At 71.7% G+C, this 22,000-nt stretch carries 1 pseudogene; it reads left to right on the forward strand.

The window, feature by feature from the left end:
* Positions 1-34 precede the first annotated feature (34 nt).
* Positions 35-21,847 (forward strand): annotated as a pseudogene (locus tag AC5Y6X_RS09530) (non-ribosomal peptide synthase/polyketide synthase); the annotation flags it as partial.
* Positions 21,848-22,000: the final 153 nt, after the last annotated feature.

A 22,000-nucleotide genomic window follows, 5' to 3' on the forward strand; every position in this document is an offset into this window, starting at 1 on the left:
CGAGCCGGCGGCGCCCGCGCTGTCCATTCCGGCGGTGTTTGCCGCGCAGGTCTCGCGCGACCCGGAGGCGGTGGCGCTGGTCTGCGGGCAACGGTCCTGGACCTACCGCGAGTTGGACGAGGCGACCAACCGGCTGGCGCATCTGCTCGTCGGCCGGGGTGCGGGCCCCGGACAGCGGGTGGCGTTGCTGTTTTCCCGGTCCGCCGAGGCGATCATCGCGATGCTGGCGGTCCTGAAGACCGGGGCGGCCTATTTGCCGATCGACCCTGCGCACCCGCGGCCGCGGGTGGGGTTCATGCTCGCCGATGCCGCGCCGATAGCGGCGGTCACCACTGCCGAGTTGGCCGATCGGCTGCAGGGCTGCGAGCTGGCGGTCATCGACGTCAACGACGCTGCAGTGCAGGCTCAGCCTGCCACCGCGTTGCCGGTACCGGCAGCTGACGGCCTTGCCTACATCATGTTCACCTCGGGCACCACCGGTGTGCCGAAGGGCGTGGCCATCACTCACCACAACGTCACCCAGCTGGCGGACTCGCTCGACGACACGGGGCTGCCGCCGGGACCCGAGCGGGTGTGGTCGCAGTGGCATTCCTACAGCTTCGACATTTCGGGTTGGGAGATCTTCGGCGCCCTGTTGCGGGGCGGTCGGCTGGTGGTGGTGCCCGAATCGGTGGCCGCCTCGCCGGAGGATTTCCGCGCCCTGCTGGTTGCCGAGCGGGTCAACGTGTTGAGCCAGACCCCGTCGGCGGTGGGTGCGTTGTCGCCAGAGGGTTTGGAGTCCGTCGCGCTGCTGGTGGGCGGCGAGGCCTGCCCGGCCGAGGTGATGGATCGGTGGGCGCCCGGGCGGGTGATGATCAACGAATACGGCCCGACCGAGACCACGATGTGGGTGGCGATCAGCTCGCAGCTGACACCCGGATCGGGCGTGGTGCCGATCGGGTCGCCGTTGCCGACGGCAGCGCTGTTCGTGCTGGACGGATGGTTGCGGCCGGTGCCAACCGGCGTGGTCGGCGAGCTGTATGTCGCCGGCGCCGGGGTGGGCTGTGGCTATTGGCGTCGCAGCGGGTTGACCGCGTCGCGGTTCGTGGCCTGCCCGTTCGGCGGGTCCGGGGCGCGCATGTACCGCACCGGGGACCTGGTGTGCTGGGGCCCCGACGGGCAGCTGCAGTACGTCGGCCGCGCCGACGAGCAGGTCAAGATCCGTGGGCATCGCATCGAGCTGGGCGAGGTGCAGGCCGCCCTGGCCGGGGTGGACGGCGTCGAGCAGGCGGTGGTGATCGCCCGCGAGGACCGTCCCGGCGACAAGCGGCTGGTGGGCTACGTCACCGGCACGGCGGACCCGGCGACGGCACGTGCCGAGCTGGCCCAGCGGGTGCCGGCGTACATGGTGCCGGCCGCGGTGGTGGCGGTGGCCGCCCTGCCGCTGACGGTCAACGGCAAACTCGACAAGCGGGCCCTGCCGGCGCCCGAATACCAGGACGCCGGTGGCGGTTACCGCGCTCCCGGCAATCCCACCGAAGAGATCCTGGCGACCATCTACGCCCAAACGCTCGGTGTCGAACGCGTCGGGGTCGACGACTCGTTCTTCGACCTGGGCGGGGATTCACTGCTGGCGATGAAGGTGGTGGCCCGGGCCCGCGCCGCCGGGGTGCTGTGTCGGCCGCGCCACATCTTCATCGAGCAGACCGTGGCCCGGCTGGCTCGGGTGGCCGTGGTGGCCGGCGGCGCCGGCGACCTGGCCGACGACGGCGTCGGGCCGGTGGTCGCCACGCCGATCATGCGCTGGCTGCAGGAGGTCGACGGCCCCGTCGAGCACTGCAACCAGACGATGGTGGTGCAGGCGCCCGCGCGGGTCAGCGAAACCGATGTGGTGGTGCTGCTGCAGACCCTCCTCGACAACCATGCGATGTTGCGGCTGCGCATCGACGACGATGGCGCCGGCGGCTGGGCGCTGACAGTGCCCGAGGCGGGCTCCGTGGACGCGGGAGAATGCCTGCAATCGGTGGATGTGTTGTCCGACGAGGCGCTGGTGAAGGCGCGCTCGCGGCTGAACCCGGCGGCCGGGGCGATGCTCAGCGCGGTGTGGGTGGCCTCCACCGGTCAGCTGGCGCTGATCATTCACCACCTGGCCGTCGACAGGATGTCGTGGCGGATATTGCTCGAGGACCTCAACATCGCGTGGGCGCAACATCTCGCCGGGCAGCCGGTGGAATTGCCGGCCGGCGGGACGTCGTTCGCCCGATGGGCGTCGTTGCTGGCCGACTATGCCGGCGGCGCCTCGGTGTTGAACCAGGCCGAGGCGTGGCGTGAGGTGGCTGCCGTTCCCGCCGCGTTGCCGGCGGTGCAACCTGCCGTCGACACGTTTGCCACCGCCGGGCGCCTGTCGGCGGAGCTGGACGCCGACACGACCCGCATGCTGCTCGGCGAGGCGCCGGCGGCGTTCCACGCCGAGGTGCACGAGATTCTGTTGATCGCATTCGGGATGGCGCTGGCGGAGTTCTTGGGCACCGGCGGCGTGCCGATCGGCATCGACGTCGAGGACCATGGCCGCCGCGAAGAGCTGGCCGCCGACGTCGACCTGTCGCGCACGGTGGGGTGGTTCACGGCGAAATACCCGGTGTCGTTGACCGTCGGTGGGCTGAGCTGGGCGCAGGTGAGGGCCGGCGACGCCAGGCTGGGAGCGCTGATCAAGGCGGCGAAGGAAGAGCTCCGCGTGCTCCCGGATCCGCTGAGCTACGGCGCGCTGCGCTACATGAACACCGACGTCGACCTGGCCGGGTTCGACCCGTCGATCGGGTTCAGCTATCTGGGCCGGCTGGGCGGCCCGGCGGCCCAGGCATCCGGTGACCTGTGGCGGGTCAGCGAAGAACGCTTGTCGTTGACTGCCACGTCCGTCGGGGTGCCGATGCCGCTGACACACACCGTGGAGCTCAACGCCGGCACCGTGGACACCGACACCGGCTCGCGCCTGCACGCCAGCTGGACCTGGGCACCCTCTGCGTTGGATCGCGCGAAGGTCAGCCGGCTCAGCCGATTGTGGTTTGACGCCCTGACCGGTATCTGCGCGCATGTCAGGCGGGGCGGGGGCGGATTGACGCCCTCCGACGTCGCGGTTGCCGGTCTCAGCCAGCAGCAGCTCGACGAGCTCCAGCGCCAATATGCGGATTGCTGACGTCCTACCGCTGACGCCGCTGCAGCAGGGGCTGCTCTTTCACACCAATTCGGCGGTGGGCAGCGACGACCTGTACGCGGTCCAGCTGGACATCAGCGTTACCGGCCCGCTCGACCAGGACCGCCTGTGTGACGCGGTGCACGAGGTGGTCAACCGGCATCCGAACCTGGTGGCCCGATTCTCCGAGCAGTTCGACCAGCCGGTGCAGATCATTCCGGCCGATCCCGCGGTGCCCTGGCGGTACGTCGACCTGCTCGGCGACGTCGCTGCCGACGACGTCGACGTCGACGAGCAGGTCCAGCGGGTGTGCGCCGCCGAACGCGCCGCGGTCTGCGACCTCGCCGACCAGCCCGCCTTCCGGGCCGCGCTGATCCGCACCGCGGAAGACCGGCATCGGATCGTGCTGACCCTGCACCACATCGTGGTGGATGGCTGGTCGCTGCCGATCCTGGTGGGGGAGATCTTCGCCAGCTACTACCGGCAGCCGCTGCCCGCGGCGGTCCCGTACCGCAGGTTTGTCACCTGGCTGGGCGATCGAGACCACGAGGCCGCCCAGACGGCCTGGCGTGACGTGCTCGCCGGCTTCGACACCCCGACCCTGGTCGGCCCGCCGCACCGGTTGCGGGTCGGGGAGCGAGGCGTTGCGTCGTTTCGGCTCTCCGAGGAGACGACGCGGGCCATCGGCGAGCTGGCGCGCGCCTGCCACACCACCGTCAACACCGTGTTGCAGGGCGCCTGGGCGCAGCTGCTGTGCGTGCTGACGGGCCAGCATGACGTCGCCTTCGGCGTCACGGTCTCGGGCCGGTCACCCGAGGTGCTCGGCGCGGACTCGATGGTGGGGCTGCTGATCAACACGGTGCCGATGCGCGCGCGCATCACGCCGGCCACCACCACGGCGGAACTGCTGGATCAGCTGCAAAGCGCCCACAACCACACGCTCGAGCACCAGCATCTGGCGCTGCGCGACATTCACCGCATCGCCGGCCACGACCAGCTGTTCGACACCCTTTTCGCGTTCGAGAACTACCCGCTCGACACCACCGCGTTTCTCGGCTCCAACGGGTTGACCATCACCGGGTTCACCAACCGCGAATACAACCACTACCCGCTGGCGGTCCAGGTCCTGCCGGGCAGCGAGCTGGGCCTGCGGGTCGAGTTCGACACCGACGTGTTCGATGCGGCCAGCGTCGAGGCGCTGGTCGAGCGGTTGCAGCGGGTGCTGGCGGCGATGATCGCCGACCCGGGGCGGCGGCTGTCGTCGGTCGATGTGCTGGACGCCGGTGAGCGGGCCCGGCTGGAGGGCTGGAGCAACCGGGCGGCGCTGACGGCGCCGGCGACCGCGCCGGAGGCGTCGCTTCCGGTGGCCTTCGGCGCCCAGGTGGAGCGCGCCCCGGAGGCGGTGGCGCTCACCTGCGAGGGCCACGGCATGACGTATCGCGAGCTCGACGAGGCGTCGAATCGGTTGGCGCACTTGCTTTCTGGTTACGGCGTGGGTCCGGGGCAGCGGGTGGCTTTGCTGTTTCCCCGGTCGGCCGAGGCGATCGTGGCGATTCTGGCGGTGCTCAAGACCGGGGCGGCGTATGTGCCGATCGACCCGGTGGTGCCGGCGGCGCGCATCGAGTTCTTGCTCGCCGACGCCGCGCCGATCGCCGCGGTCACCACCGCCGGGCTGGCCGAGCGGCTGGACGGGCACGGTGTGCCGGTCATCGACGTCGACGACCCGCGCATCGACACCCAGCCCAGTACGGGCTTGCCGGCACCGGCCGCCGATGACATGGCCTACGTGATCTACACCTCGGGGACCACCGGTGTGCCCAAGGGCGTGGCGATCACCCATCGCAACGTGATCGAGTTGCTCACGTCGATGGATCGCAGCCTGGAATTGGCCGAACAGGTGTGGTCGCAATGGCATTCGCTGGCCTTCGACGTCTCGGTGTGCGAGATCTGGGGCGCGCTGCTGCACGGCGGCCGGCTGGTGGTGGTGCCCGAGTCGCTGGCCCGCTCGCCACAAGAGTTCCACGCCCTGCTCGCCACGGAACAGGTCAGCGTGCTGAGCCAGACGCCGTCGGCGTTCTACGCGCTGCAGACCGTCGACGCGCAAGCACCGGACCGGCCGCCCCAGCTCCGGCTGCGGACGGTGGTGTTCGCCGGCGAGGCGCTGGAACCGCAGCGACTGAGGACCTGGTTCGACAATCACCCGGACCTGCCGCGGCTGATCAACATGTACGGCACCACCGAGACGACCGTGCACGCCTCGTTGCGGGAGATCCTGGCCGCCGACGTCACCCGCAGTGTCAGCCCGGTCGGGGTGCCGCTGGCCCACCTCGCCTTTTTCGTGCTCGACGGCTGGTTGCGCCCGGTGCCGGCCGGAGTGGTCGGCGAGTTGTATGTGGCCGGCTCCGGGGCGGGCTATGGCTACGTGGGCCGGGCGGGGTTGACGTCGTCGCGGTTCGTGGCGTGCCCGTTCGGGGGACCGGGCGCCCGCATGTATCGCACCGGGGACCTGGTGTGCTGGGGCGCCGACGGGCAGCTGGACTACCTGGGCCGCGCCGACGACCAGGTCAAGATCCGCGGCTATCGCATCGAACTCGGTGAGGTCCAGGCCGCCCTGGCCGGCCTGGACGGGGTCGAGCATGCGGCGGTGATCGCCCGCGAGGACCGCCCCGGCGACAAGCGGCTGGTGGGCTACGTCACCGGGACGGCCGACCCGGGCGCCGCGCGCGAGACCCTGGCCGAGCGGCTGCCGCCGTACATGGTGCCGGCGGCGATCGTGGTGCTCGACTCGCTGCCGTTGACGGTCAACGGCAAGCTCGACAAGCGGGCCCTGCCGGCACCGGAGTACCACGGTGCCGGTGGTTTTCGCGCCCCGGCCACCCTCACCGAGGAGATCCTGGCCGGCATCTACGCCCAGGTGCTCGGGCTGGAGCGGGTCGGTGTCGACGAGTCCTTCTTCGACCTGGGCGGGGACTCGTTGCTGGCGATGCGGGTGATCGCCTCGGTCAACAAGTCGTTGGACACCGACCTGTCGGTGCGGGTGCTGTTCGAGGCGCCCACGGTCGCGGAGTTGGTGACGCGTATCGACGCCGAGGGGGGCGGGCTGGAGCCGCTGGTGCCCGGCGAGCGGCCGGCCGTGGTTCCGCTGTCGTTCGCCCAATCCCGGTTGTGGTTCCTGGACCAGTTGCAGGGGCCCTCGGCCGTCTACAACATGGCGGTGGCGCTGCGGCTGGACGGACCGCTGGACGCCGAGGCGTTGGGCGCCGCGCTGTCCGACGTGGCGGCCCGCCACGAAAGCCTGCGCACTCTGTTCGTCGCGCCCGACGGGGTCCCCCAGCAGGTGGTGATCCCCGCCGAGCAGGCCGACTTCGGTTGGCAGGTCGTCGACGCCGGCGGGTGGCCGGCGGAACGGCTGGACGAGGCCGTCGGCGCCGCGGCGCGCCACACGTTCGACCTGGCGAACGAGATCCCCTTGCGGGCAAGGCTTTTCCGCCTCGCCGAGGACGACCACGTGCTGGTGGCCGCGGTGCACCACATCGCCGCCGACGGCTGGTCGGTGGCCCCGCTGGTGCGTGACCTGGGCGTCGCGTATGCCAGCCGGCGCGCGGGGCAGGCCCCGGACTGGGCGCCGCTGCCGGTGCAGTACGTCGACTACACGTTGTGGCAGCGCGCGCAGCTGGGTGACCTCGACGACAGCGACAGCCGCATCGGCACGCAGCTGGCCTATTGGGAACACGCCTTGGCCGGGATGCCCGAGCACTTGCAGCTTCCCACCGATCGGCCCTACCCGCCGGTCGGCGACTACCGCGGCGCGACCGTGGCGGTGAACTGGCCCACCGACCTGCAGGCGCGGGTGCGTGAGCTGGCCGGTGAGCACAATGCGACCAGCTTCATGGTGGTCCAGGCGGCCCTGGCGGTGTTGCTGTCCACGCTCAGCGCCAGCAGTGATGTGGCGGTGGGGTTTCCGATCGCCGGGCGGCGCGACGCCGCGCTCGACGAGCTGGTCGGGTCTTTCGTCAACACGTTGGTGCTGCGGGTCGACCTGGAGGGTGATCCCACCGTCGCCGAGTTGCTGGCCCAGGTGCGGGAGCGCAGCCTGGCCGCCTACGAACACCAGGACGTGCCCTTCGAGGTGCTGGTGGAGCGGCTCAACCCCACCCGGAGCCGGGCCCATCACCCGCTGGTCCAGGTGCTGTTGGCCTGGCAGAACAACGAGGCCGCGCAGCTGGACCTGGGTGATCTGCGGGTCACCCCGCTGCCGGTGGACACCCACACCGCCCGCATGGACCTGGCGTTCTCGCTGGCCGAACGCTGGAGCGACGATGGTGAGCCCGCCGGGATCGGCGGGGAGGTGGAGTTCCGCACCGACATTTTCGACGCGGACAGCATCGAGGCGCTGATCGAACGGTTGCGGCGGGTGCTGGTGGCCGTGACCACCGACCCGGCCCGGCGGTTGTCGTCGATTCACGTGCTGGACGACGATCAGCAAGCCCAGCTGGACCGGTGGGGCAACCGGGCGGTGTTGACCCAGCCGGCACCCCCCGCGGCGTCGATCCCGGCGTTGTTCGCCGCGCAGGTGGCGCGGACCCCGGACGCGGTGGCGATCAGCTGCGGGGAGCGGTCGTGGACCTACCGCGAGGTCGACGAGGCGTCGAATCGGTTGGCGCACTTGCTTTCCGGCCGGGGGGCGGGCCCGGGGCGGTGCGTGGCGCTGCTGTTCTCCCGGTCCGCCGAGGCGATCGTCGCGATCGCGGCGGTGCTCAAGACCGGCGCGGCCTATCTGCCGATCGACCCCGCGCATCCCGACTCGCGGATCGAGTTCATGGTGGCCGACGCCGCGCCGATCGCCGCGATCACCACCCCCGCGCTCGCCGACCGGCTGCGCGCGTGCGGTGTGCCGGTCATCGATGTCGACGACCCCGTCGTCGACACCCAGCCCGCCACCGCCCTGCCGGGACCCGCCGCGGACGACGTCGCCCACATCATCTACACGTCGGGCACCACCGGCGTCCCCAAGGGCGTCGCCGTGACCCACGGCAACGTCACCCAGTTCCTGACGGTGGCCGACCAGTATGTGCCGCCCACCGGAGCGTGGACGCAGTGCAATTCCTACGGGTTCGACACGTCGATCTGGGAGGTCTGGGGTCCGCTGCTGCACGGCGGGCGCGTGGTCGTGGTGCCGGAATCGGTGGCGGCCGCGTCCGAGGACTTCCACGCCCTGCTCGTCCGGGAACAAGTCAGCCTGCTCACCTGGACGCCGTCCGCGGTCGCGACGCTGTCGCCGCAGGGCCTGGGGGAGATGGCGCTGATCGTGGCCGGTGAGGCCTGCCCGGCCGACGTGGTGGATCGGTGGGCCCCGGACCGGGTGATGCTCAACGCCTGCGGCCCGACCGAGACGACGATGGTCGTGACGTTCAGTGCGCCGCTGACGGCCGGGTCGGGGGTGGTGCCGATCGGCTCGCCGGTGCCCGGCGCCGCGCTGTTTGTGCTGGACAAATGGCTGCGGCCGGTGCCGGCCGGGGTGATCGGGGAGTTGTACGCCGCCGGCCGGGGCGTCAGCTACGGGTACCTGCGCCGGGCCGGGCTGACGGCATCGCGGTTCGTGGCGTGCCCGTTCGGCGGGCGGGGACTGCGGATGTATCGCACCGGGGACCTGGTGCGGTGGGGCGCCGACGGGCAGCTGCAGTACGTCGGCCGCGCCGACGAGCAGGTCAAGATCCGCGGGTACCGCATCGAGCTCGGTGACGTGCGTGCGGCGCTGGCCGGGCTGGACGGGGTGGACGACGCGGCGGTGATCGCCCGCGAGGACCGCCCCGGCGACAAGCGTCTCGTCGGCTACGTCACCGGGACCGCCGAGCCGGGCGCGTTGCGCGCGCAGCTGGCCGACCGGCTGCCGCCCTACATGGTTCCGGCCGCGGTGGTGGCCGTCGACGCGCTGCCGTTGACCCCGAACGGCAAACTGGACACCCGGGCCCTGCCCGCCCCGGAGTACCAGGACGGCGGCGTCTATCGCGCCCCGACCGGCGCGGTCGAGGAGATCCTGGCAGGCATCTACGCCCGGGTGCTCGGGCTGGAGCGGGTGGGTGTCGACGAGTCGTTCTTCGACCTGGGTGGCGATTCGCTGTCGGCGATGCGGGTGATCGCCGCGGCCAACAAGTCCCTGAATGCCGGCCTGGCGGTGCGCATTCTGTTCGAGGCGCCCACCGTGGCGCAGCTGGCGCCCCGTATCGGCACCGGCGGGGATGGCCTGGAACCGTTGGTGGCCGGTGAGCGGCCGGCGGTGGTGCCGTTGTCGTTCACCCAGAACCGGTTGTGGTTCCTGGACCAATTGCACGGTCCCTCACCGGTTTACAACATGGCGGTGGCGCTGCGGCTACGCGGGCATCTGGACGCCGAGGCGCTGGGCGCCGCGCTGGCCGACGTGGTCGCCCGCCACGAAAGCCTGCGCACGGTCTTTGTCGCACCCGACGGAACGCCCCAGCAGGTGGTCATCCCCGCCGACCGCGCCGACTTCGGTTGGCAGATCATCGATGTCGGCGGCTGGCCGGAAAGCCGGCTGCAGGAGGCCATCGAGGAAGTCACGCGGCACGCATTCGACCTGGCGGGCGAAATCCCGTTGCTGGCAAGGCTTTTCCGGGTCGCCGACGACGAGCACGTGCTGGTCGCCGTGGTGCACCACATCGCCGCCGACGGGTTGTCGGTGACCCCGTTGGTGCGGGACCTGGGTGTGGCCTACGCCAGCCGCTGCGCGGGGCAGGCCCCGGCGTGGGCGCCGCTGCCGGTGCAGTACGTCGATTACACGTTGTGGCAGCGCGCGCAATTCGGCGAACTCGACGACCGCGACAGCCGCATCGGCGCGCAGCTGGCCTACTGGGAAGAGGCCCTGGCCGGGTTGCCCGAGCGGCTCGCGCTGCCCACCGATCGGCCCTACCCGCCGGTGGCCGACTACCGCGGCGCCACCGTGGCCGTCGACTGGCCGGCCGAGTTGCAGGAACGGATACGCGGGGTGGCCCGCGAGCACAATGCGACCAGCTTCATGGTGATGCAGGCCGCGCTGGCGCTGCTGCTGGCGAAGATCAGCGCCAGTTCCGATGTGGCGGTGGGCTTTCCGATCGCCGGGCGGCGCGACCCCGCGCTCGACGAGCTGGTGGGCTTTTTCGTCAACACCCTGGTGCTGCGCGTCGACGCGGCGGGAGATCCCACGGTTGCCGAGGTCTTGGCGCAGGTGCGAGAGCGCAGCCTGGCCGCCTACGAGCATCAGGACGTGCCGTTCGAGGTGCTGGTGGAGCGGCTCAACCCGGCCCGGTCGCTGGCCCATCACCCGCTGGTCCAGGTGATGTTGGCCTGGCAGAACTGGCAGGACAGCGATCCCGCCGCCGGGGTGGCGCTGGGTGATCTCGAGGTCAGCCCGCTGCGGGCCGACACCCACACCGCCCGCATGGACCTGACGTTCTCGTTGGCCGAGCGCTGGACCGAGGGGGGCGAGCCCGCCGGGATCGGCGGGGAGGTGGAGTTCCGCACCGACGTGTTCGACGCGGCCAGCGTCGAGACGCTGATCGAGCGGTTGCAGCGGATGGTGGCGGCGATGGTCGCCGATCCGGGGCGGCGGCTGTCGTCGGTGGACGTCCTCGACGCGGGCGAGCATGCCCGGTTGGACCGCTGGGGCAATCGCGCCACGCTGGCCAAGCCAAGGCCCGCGCCGGCGCCGATCGTGGTTGGCCTGCAGGCGGCCGGGGGCAAGTTGCACGGGTGGGTGAATCGCGCGGCCCCCCAGCCCGCGACCGGGCTGTCGATTCCCGCGGTGTTCGGCGCGCAGGTGGCCCGTTCCCCGGACGCGGTGGCGCTCACCTGTGCGGGCCGCTGCATGACCTACCGCGAACTGGACGAGGCGTCGAACCGGTTGGCGCACCTGCTGGCCGACCACGGTGCCCGCCCGGGGCAGCGGGTGGCGCTGCTGTTGTCGCGGTCGGCCGAGGCGATCGTGGCGATTTTGGCGGTGCTCAAGACCGGGGCGGCCTACGTGCCGATCGACCCGACGGTGCCCGCGGCCCGGCGGGAGTTCGTGCTCGCCGACGCCGCGCCGATCGCCGCGGTCACCACCGCCGGGCTGGCCGAGCGGCTGGACGGGCAGGATCTGCTCGTCATCGACGTCGACGACCGGCGGATCGGCAGCCGGCCCGGCACCGGGTTGCCCGCGCCCGCGGGCGATGACATCGCCTACCTGATCTACACCTCGGGAACCACCGGTGTGCCCAAGGGCGTGGCGATCACGCATCACAACGTGATCGAGTTGCTCACGTCGATGGACGACAGCCTGGAATTGGCCGGGCAGGTGTGGTCGCAATGGCATTCGCTGGCCTTCGACGTCTCGGTGTGCGAGATCTGGGGGGCGCTGCTGCACGGCGGCCGGCTGGTGGTGGTGCCCGAGGCGGTGGCGCGCTCGCCCGAGGAGTTCCACGCATTGCTGGTCGCCGAACAGGTCGGCGTGCTCAGCCAGACGCCGTCGGCGTTCTACGCGCTGCAGGCCGCCGACGCGCAATCACCCGAGTTGGGTCAGCAGCTCAAGCTGCAGACGGTGGTGTTCGCCGGCGAGGCGCTGGAACCCCAGCGCCTCGGGACCTGGCTGGACCACCACGCCGGGTTACCGCGGCTGATCAACATGTACGGCACCACCGAGACGACGGTGCACGCCTCGCTGCGGGAGATCGTCGACAGCGACGCGGGCAGGAGTTCCAGCCCCGTCGGGGGGCCACTGGCCCACCTCGCCTTCTTCGTGCTGGACGCCTGGTTGCAGCCGGTGCCGCCCGGGGTGATCGGTGAGCTGTACGTCGCCGGTTCCGGGGCGGGCTATGGCTACGTGGGCCGGGCGGGGCTGACCGCGTCGCGGTTCGTGGCGTGCCCGTTCGCCCGCGCGGACGCGCCGGGAGCGCGGATGTATCGCACCGGGGACCTGGTCTGCTGGAACGCCGACGGGCAGCTGCAGTACCTCGGGCGCTCCGACGACCAGGTCAAGATCCGCGGCTACCGCATCGAACTCGGCGAGGTCCAGGCCGCGCTGGCCGGCCTCGACGGGGTGCGGCAGGCGGCGGTGATCGCCCGCGAGGACCGCCCCGGCGACAAGCGCCTGGTGGGCTACGTCACCGGGACGGCAGAGCCGGCCGCGGTGCGCGCCCAACTGGCCGACCGGCTCCCGGCCTACATGGTCCCGGCCGCGGTGGTGGTGCTCGACGCGCTGCCGTTGACGGTCAACGGCAAGCTCGACAAGCGGGCCCTGCCGGCGCCGGAGTACCACGACGCCGGCGGTTATCGCGCCCCGGACACCCTCACCGAGCAGCTCGTGGCGGGCATCTACGCCCAGGTCCTGGGCCTCGAGCGGGTCGGTGTCGACGAGTCGTTCTTCGACCTGGGCGGGGACTCGTTGCTGGCGATGCGGGTGATCGCCTCGGTCAACAATTCATTGGATGCCAACCTGTCGGTGCGGGTGCTGTTCGAGGCGCCCACCGTCGCGGAGCTGGTGCGCCGCCTCGGCGGAGACGGCGGCGGGCTGGCGCCGTTGGTGCCCGGCGAGCGGCCGGCGGTGGTGCCGTTGTCGTTCGCCCAGAACCGGTTGTGGTTCCTGGACCAGTTGCAGGGACCCTCGGCCGTCTACAACATGGCGGTGGCGCTGCGGCTGGGCGGACCGCTGGACGCCGAGGCGTTGGGTGCCGCGCTGGCCGACGTGGTGGCCCGCCACGAGACCCTGCGCACGTTGTTCGTCGCGCCCGGCGGGGTCCCGCAGCAGGTGGTGATCCCCGCCGCGCAGGCCGACTTCGGTTGGCAGGTCGTCGATACCGGCGGCTGGCCGGCGGAACGGTTGCAGGAGGCCGTCGGCGCCGTCGCGCGTCACACGTTCGATCTGGCGAACGAGATCCCTTTGCGGGCAAGGCTTTTCCGAGTTTGCGACGACGAGCACGTGCTGGTCGCCGCGGTGCACCACATCGCCGCCGACGGCTGGTCGGTGAACGTTCTGGTACGCGACCTGGGTGTCGCCTATGCCAGCCGGTGCGCGGGGCAGGCCCCGGACTGGGCGCCGCTGCCGGTGCAGTACGTCGACTACACGCTGTGGCAGCGCGCCCAGCTGGGCGAGCTCGACGACAGCGGCAGCCGCATCGGCGCGCAGCTGGCCTACTGGGAAGACGCCCTGGCCGGGATGCCCGAGCAATTGGAGCTTCCCACCGATCGCCCTTACCCGGCGGTGGCCGACTACCGCGGCGCCAGCGTGCCCGTGGACTGGCCGGTGGAGGTGCAGCAACGGGTGCGCGACGTGGCGCGCGAGCACAACGCGACCAGCTTCATGGTGGTCCAGGCGGCCATGGCGGTGCTGCTGTCCAAGATCAGCGGCAGCACCGAGGTGGCGGTGGGGTTCCCGATCGCCGGGCGCCGCGACCCCGCGCTCAATGAGCTCGTCGGGTTTTTCGTCAACACCCTGGTGCTGCGGATCGACCTGTCCGGGGATCCCACCGTCGACGAGTTGCTGTCCCAGGTGCGCGAGCGCAGCCTGGCCGCCTACGAACACCAGGACGTGCCCTTCGAGGTGCTGGTGGAGCGGCTCAACCCCAGCCGCAACCTGGCCCACCACCCGCTGGTCCAGGTGGCGTTGACCTGGCAAAGTGTGGCCGGGCAGGACGACGACCCCGCGGCCGCGTTGAGCATGGGCGATCTGGAAGTCTCGTCCCTGCCCATGGACACCCGCACCGCCCGCATGGACCTGGTCTTCGCCCTGGTGGAGCGCTGGACCGAGGACGGCGAGCCCGCCGGGATCGGCGGGGAGGTGGAATTTCGCACCGACGTGTTCGACCCGGAAACCGTCGAGGCGCTGATCGAGCGGTTGCGGCGCGCGGTGGTCGCGGTGACCGCCGACCTGGAACGGGAGTCATGAGCGCCCGTCCAGGGCAGCGGTTGTCGTCGATCGATCTGCTCGACGATGATGAGCAGGCCCAGCTGGACAAGTGGGGCAACCGGGCGGTCCTGACCCGGCCGGCGGCCGCGCCGGTGTCGATTCCGGCGCTGTTCGCCGAGCAGGTGGCCCAGAACCCGGACGCGGTGGCGCTGACCTTCGAGGGCCGCGCGATGACGTACCGCGAGCTGGATGAGGCGTCAAACCGGTTGGCGCACTTGCTTTCCGGGCAAGGCGCGGGCCCGGGCGAGTACGTCGCGCTGCTGTTTGCCCGGTCCGCGGAGGCGGTCGTGGCGATCCTGGCGATCTTGAAGACGGGAGCCGCGTACCTGCCGATCGACCCCTTGGTGCCGGCGGCCCGGCGGGAGTTCATCGTCGAGGACGCCGCGCCGGTCGCCGCGATCACCTCGGCGGACCTGGGGTCGCAGCTGGACGGGTACGACCTGGCGGTCATCGACGTCGACGACGCCCGCGCCGATGGCCCACCCGGAACCGCGCTGCCGCCGCCGGATCCCGCCGACATCGCCTACCTCATCTACACGTCGGGGACGACCGGTGTCCCCAAGGGCGTCGCCATCACGCATCAGAACGTGACCCAGCTGTTGGCGTCGTTGGACGCCGGGCTGCCGTTGCCCGGGGTATGGCCGCTGTGTCATTCGCTGGCGTTCGACGTCTCGGCGTGGGAGATCCTGGCCCCGCTGCTGCGGGGCGGCCGGGTGGTGGTGGTGCCCGAGGCGGTGACGGCCTCGCCCGATGACTTCCACGACGTGCTGGTTCGCGAACAGGTCACCGTGCTGACCCAGACACCCTCCGCGGTGGCGATGCTGTCCCCGGATGGGTTGGAGTCGACGGCGTTGGTGATGGCCGGTGAGGCCTGCCCGGCCGAGGTGGTGGACCGGTGGGCGCCCGGGCGGGTCATGGTCAACGCCTACGGCCCGACCGAGACCACCATGTGCGTGGCGATCAGCGCGCCGCTTAAGGCGGGGTCGAGCGTGGTGCCGATCGGCTCGCCCGTCGGCGGCGCGGCGCTGTTCGTGCTGGACGGGTCGCTGAAGCCGGCGCCCGCGGGCGTGGTCGGGGAGCTGTACGTCGCCGGCGCCGGGGTGGGCTGCGGGTATGTGGGCCGTTCGGGCTTGACGGCGTCGCGGTTCGTGGCGTGCCCGTTCGGCGGGCCGGGACTGCGGATGTATCGCACCGGGGATCGAGCGCGCTGGCGCCCCGACGGGCAGCTGCAATACCTGGGCCGCACCGACGAGCAGGTCAAGATCCGCGGATACCGCATCGAGGTGGGCGAGGTCCGCGCGGCGCTGGCCGGGCTGGACGGCGTGGATCAGGCGGCGGTGATCGCCCGCGAGGACCGCCCCGGCGACAAGCGCCTGGTCGGTTACGTCACCGGCACCGCGGACCCGGACCAGGCCCGGGGCCAGCTGGCCGAGCGGCTGCCCGCGTACATGGTCCCGGCCGCGGTGCTCGCGGTCGACGCGCTGCCGTTGACACCCAACGGCAAACTCGACACCCGCGCCCTGCCGGCCCCGGAGTACCACGACGCCGACCATTACCGCGCCCCGAGCAACCCCGTCGAGGACATGCTGGCCGGCATCTACGCCCAGGTGCTCGGGCTCGAGCGCGTCAGCGTCGACGAGTCCTTCTTCGACCTGGGTGGGGATTCGCTGTCGGCGATGCGGGTCATCGCCGCGATCAACTCCGTGCTGGACACCGACCTCGCGGTGCGCGTGCTGTTCGAGGCGCCCGCGGTGGCCCAGCTGGCGCCCCGGGTTGGCGCCGAGGGGACGCCGCTCGAGCCGCTGGTGGCCCGCGAGCGGCCGGCGCTGGTGCCGTTGTCGTTCGCCCAGAACCGGTTGTGGTTCCTGGAGCAATTGCACGGTCCCTCACCGGTTTACAACATGGCGGTGGCGCTGCGGCTCGGCGGGCGGCTGGATGCCGACGCGCTGGGCGCCGCGCTGGCCGACGTGGTGGCCCGCCACGAGAGCCTGCGCACCCTGTTCGTCGCGTCCGACGGGATTCCCCAGCAGGTGGTGATGCCGCCCGATCGGGCCGACTTCAGTTGGGACGTCGTCGATGCCGTCGGCTGGCCGGCGAGCCGGCTGCAGGAGGCGATCGAGGAAGCGGCCCGCGGCCCGTTTGACCTGGTGGCCCGAATTCCGTTGCGGGCAAGGCTTTTCCGGGTCGCCGAGGACGAGCACGTGCTGGTCGCGGTGGTGCACCATATCGCCGCCGACGGGTTGTCGGTGACGCCGTTGGTGCGGGACCTGGGCGTGGCGTATGCCAGTCGGAGCGTCGGGCAGCCGCCGGGGTGGGCGCCGTTGCCGGTGCAGTACGTCGATTACACGCTGTGGCAGCGCGCGCAATTCGGTGAGCTCGACGACCGCGACAGCCGGATCGGGGCGCAGGTGGCCTACTGGGAAGAGGCCCTGGCCGGGTTGCCCGAGCGGCTGGCGCTGCCCACCGATCGGCCCTTCCCGCCGGTGGCCGATCAACGCGGCGCCACGGTGGCCGTGGACTGGCCCGCCGAGTTGCAGGCGCAGGTGCGCGAGCTCGCCGACGAGCACAACGCGACCAGCTTCATGGTGATGCAGGCCGCGCTGGCGATGCTGCTGTCGAAGATCAGCGCCAGTTCCGATGTGGCGGTGGGCTTCCCGATCGCCGGGCGGCGTGATCCGGCGCTGGACGAGCTGGTCGGATTCTTCGTCAACACCCTGGTGCTGCGCGTCGACGTGGCGGGCGACCCCAGCGTCGCCGAGGTGCTGGCGCAGGTGCGCTCCCGCAGCCTGGCCGCCTACGAGCACCAGGACGTGCCCTTCGAGGTGCTGGTGGAGCGGCTTAACCCGACCCGGTCGCTGACCCATCACCCGCTGGTCCAGGTCATGCTGGCCTGGCAGAACTGGCAAGGCGATGACCCCGCCGCAGGGGTGACACTGGGTGATCTGGAGGTCAGCCCGCTGCGGGCCGACACCCACACCGCCCGCATGGACCTGACGTTCTCGTTGGCCGAACGCTGGGCCCCGGACGGTGAGCCCGCCGGGATCGGCGGGCAGGTCGAGTTTCGCACCGACGTGTTCGACGCGGCCAGCATCGAAACGCTGATCGAGCGGTTGCAGCGGGTGGTGGTGGCGATGGCCGCCGATCCGGCGCGACCGCTCTCGTCGGTGGATGTGCTCGACGCGGGCGAGCATGCCCGCCTGGACCGCTGGGGCAATCGGGCCGCGCTGGCCCCGCCGAGGGACGCGCCGGCCCCGATCGTGGTCGGCCTGCAGCCCGGCAAGGGCCGGTTGCACGGCTGGGTCAGTCGTGCGGTGCCGCACCAGCCGGTGACCGGGGTGTCGATTCCCGCGGTGTTCGCCGCGCAGGTTGAGCGCGCCCCGGAGGCGGTGGCGCTCACCTGTGCGGGCCGCTCGATGACCTACCGCGAGCTGGACGAGGCGTCGAATCGGTTGGCGCACCTGTTGGCCGGCCACGGCGTCGGTCCCGGACAGCGGGTGGCGCTGCTGATGCCGCGGACGGCCGAGGCGGTCGCGGCGATCCTGGCCGTTCTCAAGACCGGCGCGGCCTATGTGCCGATCGACCCGACGGTGCCGGCGGCCCGCATCGAGTTCGTGCTCGGCGACGCCGCGCCGATCGCCGCGATCACCACCGCCGGGTTCGCCGAGCGGCTGCACGGGCGGGATCTGCTGGTCATCGACGTCGACGACGCCCGCATCGCCACCCAGCCCGACACGGGCCTGCCGGCGCCGGAGTCCGACGACGTCGCCTACGTGATCTACACCTCCGGCACCACCGGCGTCCCCAAGGGCGTGGCCGTCGCGCACCGCAACGTGACCAGGCTGCTCGAGTCGTTGGACGCGGACCTCGAGTTGTCCGCCGGGCAGGTGTGGACCCTGTGCCACTCGCTGGCTTTCGACTATTCGGTCTGGGAGATCTGGGGTGCGCTGCTGCACGGTGGGCGGCTGGTGGTGGTGCCCGAGTCGGTGACCCGCTCGCCCGAAGAGCTGCACGCCCTGCTGGCCGCCGAACAGGTCAGCGTGCTGAGCCAGACGCCGTCGGCGTTCTACGCGCTGCAGACCGCCGACGCGCTGGCACCCGACGTGGGGCAACAGCTCAAGCTGGAGACGGTTGTCTTCGGCGGGGAAGCGCTGGAGCCACACCGACTGAGGACGTGGCTGGACAACCACAGCGGCTTACCGCGCCTGGTGAACATGTACGGCATCACCGAGACGACGGTGCACGCCTCGTTCCGGGAAATCACCGACGGCGACGTCGACAACAACGCCAGCCCGATCGGGGTGCCGCTGGCCCATCTGGGCTTCTTCGTGCTGGACCAGTGGCTGCGGCCGGTGCCGCCGGGCGTGGGCGGCGAGCTGTATGTGGCCGGCGCCGGGCTGGCCTACGGCTATGTGGGCCGCGCGGGGCTGACGGCGTCGCGGTTCGTGGCGTGCCCGTTCGGGGCGCCGGCGCTGCGGATGTATCGCACCGGGGACCTGGTGTGCTGGGGCGCCGACGGGCAGCTGCGGTATCTCGGCCGGGTGGATCTCCAGGTCAAGATCCGCGGCTATCGCATCGAGCTCGGCGAGGTCCAGGCCGCGTTGGCCCGCCTGGACGGGGTGCGGCAGGCGGTGGTGATCGCCCGCGAGGACAGCCCCGGCGACAAGCGGCTGGTGGGGTATGTCACCGGGACGGCGGACCCGGCCGAGGCACGCGCCCAGCTGGCCGAGCGGTTGCCGGCCTACATGGTGCCGGCCGCGATCGTGGCGCTGCCGGCGCTGCCGCTGACCGTGAACGGCAAGGTCGACACCCGCGCCCTGCCGGCACCCGCATACGCCCAGGCGGATCACTTCCGCGCCCCGGCCGACGCCGTCGAGGAGATCCTGGCCGACATCTACGCCCAGGTGCTCGGGGTCGACCGCGTCGGCGTCGACGATTCGTTCTTCGACCTCGGCGGGGACAGCATCCTGTCGATCCAGGTGGTGGCCCGGGCCCGGGCCACCGGAATCGTCTGTCGCCCGCGCGACATCTTCGTCGAGCAGACGGTGGCCCGGCTGGCCCGGGTGGCGGGGGTGGCCGGCGACGCGGGCGGCGTGGTCGACCACGGTGTCGGGCCGGTGGTGGCCACGCCGATCATCCGCTGGCTGCAGGACATGGACGGCCCGGTCGAGCAGTTCAACCAGACCATGGTGGTGGCGGCCCCGGCGGGCGCCACGGTGGCCGACGTGGTGGTGGTGCTGCAGGCCCTGCTGGATCGGCACGCCATGCTGCGGCTGCGGATCGAGGACGACGGCGCCGGGGGATGGTCGTTGCGGGTGCCCGAGGTGGGGTCGGTGGACGCCGGCGAGTGCCTGCAGTCGGTGGACGTGCTGTCCGACGAGGCGCTGGTCCGGGCGCGGTCGCGGCTGGACCCGGCCGCTGGGGTGATGCTCAGCGCGCTGTGGGTGACCTCGACGGCCCAGCTGGCGCTGATGGTCCACCATCTGGCCGTCGACGGCGTGTCGTGGCGAATCCTGTTGGAGGACCTCAACATTGCGTGGGCCCAGCATCACAGCGGGCAACCGATTGCGTTGCCGGCGGGCGGCACGTCGTTTGCCCGGTGGTCGCGGCTGCTGGCCGAGCACGCGCGCTCCGCGGCGGTGGCGGGAACGGCCGAGGCGTGGCGACAGGTCGCGACCCCGGCCGCGTTGCCGGCCGTGCGCCCTGAGATCGATACGTTCGCCGCGGCCGGGCATTCGTCGACGGAGCTGGACACCGAGACGACCCGCATGCTGCTAGGTGAGGTGCCGGCGGCGTTTCACGCCGGCGTGCAAGACATCCTGTTGATCGCGTTCGGGTTGGCGCTGGCCGAGTTTCTGGGCACCGGCGGTGCGCCGGTCGGCATCGACGTCGAGGGCCACGGCCGCCACGAGGAGCTGGCACCCGATGTGGACCTGACCCGCACGGTGGGGTGGTTCACCACCAAATACCCGGTGTCACTCGCGGTCGGCGGGCTGCCCTGGGAGCAGGTGGTGGCCGGGGAGGCCGCGCTGGGCGCGGCGCTCAAGGACGCCAAGGAACAGCTGCGCGCCCTGCCCGACGGCCTGACCTACGGCCTGCTGCGCTACCTCAACCCCGACGTCGACCTGGCCGAGTCCGACCCGCCGATCGGGTTCAACTATCTGGGGCGGCTGGGTGCCGCGTCGGGCGAGGTGTCCGACGACCTGTGGCGGGTCAGCCACGAGGGTTTGTCGGCCAGCGGCGCGGCCACCGCGATCGCCCTACCGCTGCCCCACACGCTGGAGCTCAACGCCAGCACCATCGACACCGACGCCGGGCCGCGGCTGCTCGCGAACTGGACCTGGGGCGCCTCGGCATTGGATGACGCGCGGGTCGCCCGGCTGGGCCGGTTGTGGTTCGAGGCCCTGGCCGGCATTTGCGCGCACGTGCGCGGCGGCGGGGGCGGGCTGACGCCGTCCGACGTCGCGCCCGCCCGGCTCAGCCAGCGGCAGCTCGACGAGCTTGCGGGCCAATGCGAGTTCGCCGACGTCCTGCCGCTGACCCCGCTGCAGCAGGGGCTGCTCTTCCACGCGCGAGCCACGCAGGGCGACCACGACCTGTACGACGATGTGTACGCCGTGCAGCTGGATGTCACCGTGGCCGGCCCGCTGGATCCCCACCGCCTCCACGATGCGGTGCAAACCGCGGTCAACCGGCATCCGAACCTGGCGGCCCGGTTCTCCGAGCAGTTCGACGAGCCGGTGCAGATCGTCCCGGCCGACCCGGTGGCGCCGTGGCGGTACGTCGAACTCGACGCGGGCGCCGACGTCGAGGCGGACGTGCGGCGGGTGTGCGCCGCCGAACGCGCCGCGGTGTTCGACCTTGCCGGCCAGCCGGCCTTCCGGGCGGCGCTGATCAACACCGCGCCCGATCGGCACCGGTTCGTGCTCACCAACCATCACATCGTGTTCGACGGCTGGTCGCTGCAGGTCCTGCTGCGGGAGATCTTCGCCAGCTACTTCGGCCATCGACTGCCCCCGGCCCCGCCCTATCGCAACTTCCTCACCTGGCTGGCCGGTCGGGACCAGGACGCCGCCCGCGCGGCCTGGCGTGAGGTGCTCGCCGGCTTCGACGCGCCCAGCCTGGTCGGTCCGCCGGACCGGCTGGGCCTGGGCCCGCGCGGCGTCGCGTCGTTCCGGCTGCCCGAGCAGACCACCGATGCCGTGGGCGAGCTGGCGCGCTCGTGCCGCACCACGGTCAACACCGTGTTGCAGGCGGCCTGGGCGCAGCTGTTGATGTGGCTGACCGGCCGGCACGACGTCGCGTTCGGCGCCGTCGTCTCCGGGCGGCCCCCCGAGGTGGCCGGCGTGGATTCCATGGTGGGCTTGCTGATCAACACGGTGCCGGTGCGGGCGAACACCACGGCGGCGACGACGGTCGCGGGATTGCTCGCTCGGCTGCAAGACGCCCACAATCGCACGCTGGAGCACCAGCACCTCGGGCTCGGCGACGTGCACCGCATCGCGGGTCACGATCAACTGTTCGACACCGTGTTCGTGTACGAGAACTACCCCGCCGACACCGCCGCGCTGCTCAGCGTCGACGGGTTGACCGTCGCCGAGCTGCGCACCCGCGACTTCTACCACTACCCGCTGACGATCCAGGCCGCCCCGGGCGCCGAGATCGAGCTTCGCGTCCAATACCGCACCGACCTATTCGAGCCGGCCGACATCGAAGCGCTGATAGACCGGTTCACCCAGACGTTGGCGGCCATGGCCGCCGACCCCACCCGGCTGTTGTCGTCGATCGAACTGCCCGACAACGGTTTACGCGCACGCCTCAACCGGCGCGGTGACGGCCCGTCACCGGCCGGGCCCGCGGGGCAGCACGACGCCGGGGACGCGCCCGCGGCGAGCTCG

It is taken from the genome of Mycobacterium sp. NGS26 (genome assembly GCF_059813025.1).